This window comes from Endothiovibrio diazotrophicus, assembly GCF_054657215.1.
Map to the genome: position 1 here is coordinate 1 of NZ_BAAHXB010000238.1, position 2032 is coordinate 2032.

The 2032-nt window shown below is 62.6% G+C and carries 2 protein-coding genes; both read left to right on the forward strand.

Going from position 1 to position 2032, the window contains the following annotated elements:
• The first annotated feature begins 71 nt into the window (after positions 1 to 71).
• On the forward strand, positions 72 to 1328 hold the full coding sequence (gene icd, locus ACYQ2W_RS26045; protein WP_459873955.1) for an NADP-dependent isocitrate dehydrogenase: 1257 nt from the start codon (positions 72 to 74) through the stop codon (positions 1326 to 1328).
• 150 nt (positions 1329 to 1478) lie between these two features.
• Positions 1479 to 1799, forward strand: a complete 321-nt coding sequence (gene clpS / locus ACYQ2W_RS26050; protein WP_459873957.1) for an ATP-dependent Clp protease adapter ClpS — start codon at positions 1479 to 1481, stop codon at positions 1797 to 1799.
• Positions 1800 to 2032 lie beyond the last annotated feature (233 nt).

Genomic DNA, 2032 nt, shown 5'->3' on the forward strand with positions numbered 1-2032 from the left:
ATTACCGACTATTTCGCTAGGTCTGTCCACGCGTCTTTAATCCACAGGCGCGGCTTTTTTCAGGAGTCTCCATGGCTTACGACAAGATTCAGGTCCCCGCCGACGGCGCCAAGATCACCGTCGGCGAAGGCAACGCCCTCCAGGTCCCCGATCGTCCGATCATCCCGTACATCGAGGGCGACGGCATCGGCGTCGACGTCACCCCGGTGATGCGCAAGGTGTTGGATGCCGCGGTGGCGAAGGCCTACGGCGGCAAGCGCTCCATTGCCTGGATGGAGGTCTACGCCGGTGAGAAGGCGAACAACCTCTACGGCGGCGACGTCTGGCTGCCGGAGGAGACGCTGGCGGCGGTGCAGGAGTTCGTGGTCTCGATCAAGGGGCCGCTGACCACCCCGGTGGGCGGCGGCATGCGTTCGCTCAACGTCACCCTGCGTCAGCAACTGGACCTCTACGTCTGCCTGCGTCCGGTGCGCTACTACCCCGGCACGCCGAGCCCGCTGCGCGAGCCGGAGAAGACCGACATGGTGATCTTCCGCGAGAACTCCGAGGACATCTACGCCGGCATCGAGTGGGCCGCCGGCACCCCGGAGGCGAAGCGGGTGATCGATTTCCTGCGCAACGAGATGGGGGTGACCAAGATCCGCTTCCCGGAGAGCTCGGGCATCGGCATCAAGCCGGTCTCCAGCGAAGGGACCCGGCGGCTGGTGCGCAAGGCGATCCAGTACGCCATCGACAACGATCGCGACTCGGTGACCCTGGTGCACAAGGGCAACATCATGAAGTTCACCGAGGGGGGCTTCAAGAACTGGGGCTACGAGCTGGCCCGCGAGGAGTTCGGTGCGGTGGAGATCGACGGCGGGCCGTGGTGCTCGTTCAAGAATCCCAAGAGCGGCCGCGAGATCGTGATCAAGGACGTGATCGCCGACGCCTTCCTCCAGCAGATCCTGCTGCGCCCGGCGGAGTACAGCGTGATCGCCACGCTGAACCTCAACGGCGACTACATCTCCGATGCCCTCGCGGCCCAGGTGGGTGGCATCGGCATTGCTCCCGGTGCCAACCTGTCGGACACCGTGGCGATGTTCGAGGCGACCCACGGCACGGCGCCGAAGTACGCGGGCCAGGACAAGGTGAATCCGGGGTCGGTGATCCTCTCCGGCGAGATGATGTTGCGCCACCTGGGCTGGGGCGAGGCAGCGGATCTGGTGGTGAAGGGGCTCGGCGGGGCGATTACGGCGAAGACCGTCACCTACGACCTCGCCCGCCTGATGGAGGGCGCCACTGAGGTGGGTTCCTCCGGCTTTGGCGAGGCGGTCGTCGCCAACATGTAGTCCTTTTCGTGCGTCGGATGTTCGACGCAGAGGACGCAAAGACGCAGAGAACGCAGAGAAGAACTTTGAAAACTTTGCGTTCTCTGCGTCTTTGCGTTCTCTGCGTTATCCTAGAGCGCCCAAAATGGAAACCAGCGGATTTGACAGACGATGAGTGAGAAAGAGCGACACGATCACGGCGACGGCCTGGCCGTCCAGGAGTCGAAGCCGGAGCTGAAGCGCCCGGCGATGTATCGGGTGATCCTGCTCAACGACGACTACACGCCGATGGACTTCGTGGTGGAGGTGCTGGAGCGCTTCTTCCGCATGAACCGCGAGAAGGCCACCCGGGTGATGCTTCAGGTCCACACCCAGGGGCGCGGCGAATGCGGCATCTACACCCGCGAGGTGGCCGAAACCAAGGTGGTCACCGTCAACCAGTACGCCCGTTCCCACCACCACCCGCTGCTCTGCGACATGGAACCCGCTTGACGGAATTCGATTTACCACGAAGTTTGAAGTGAGCGGGTATTTAGCAGTTTTCGGGTAGGGCGGGTTTCGCCGTCGGCACCGTGGTCCACTTTGAGTCTGTGATGTAACACGAAGGGCACGAAGAGGGGTATTTCCCTTGTCGCCCTTCGTTCCCCTTCTTGCCCTTTGGTATAAACGCACTATTCTTTCGCGGGCCCTAAGGGCCCGCGAAAGAATAACTTCCTGTTTTGGAA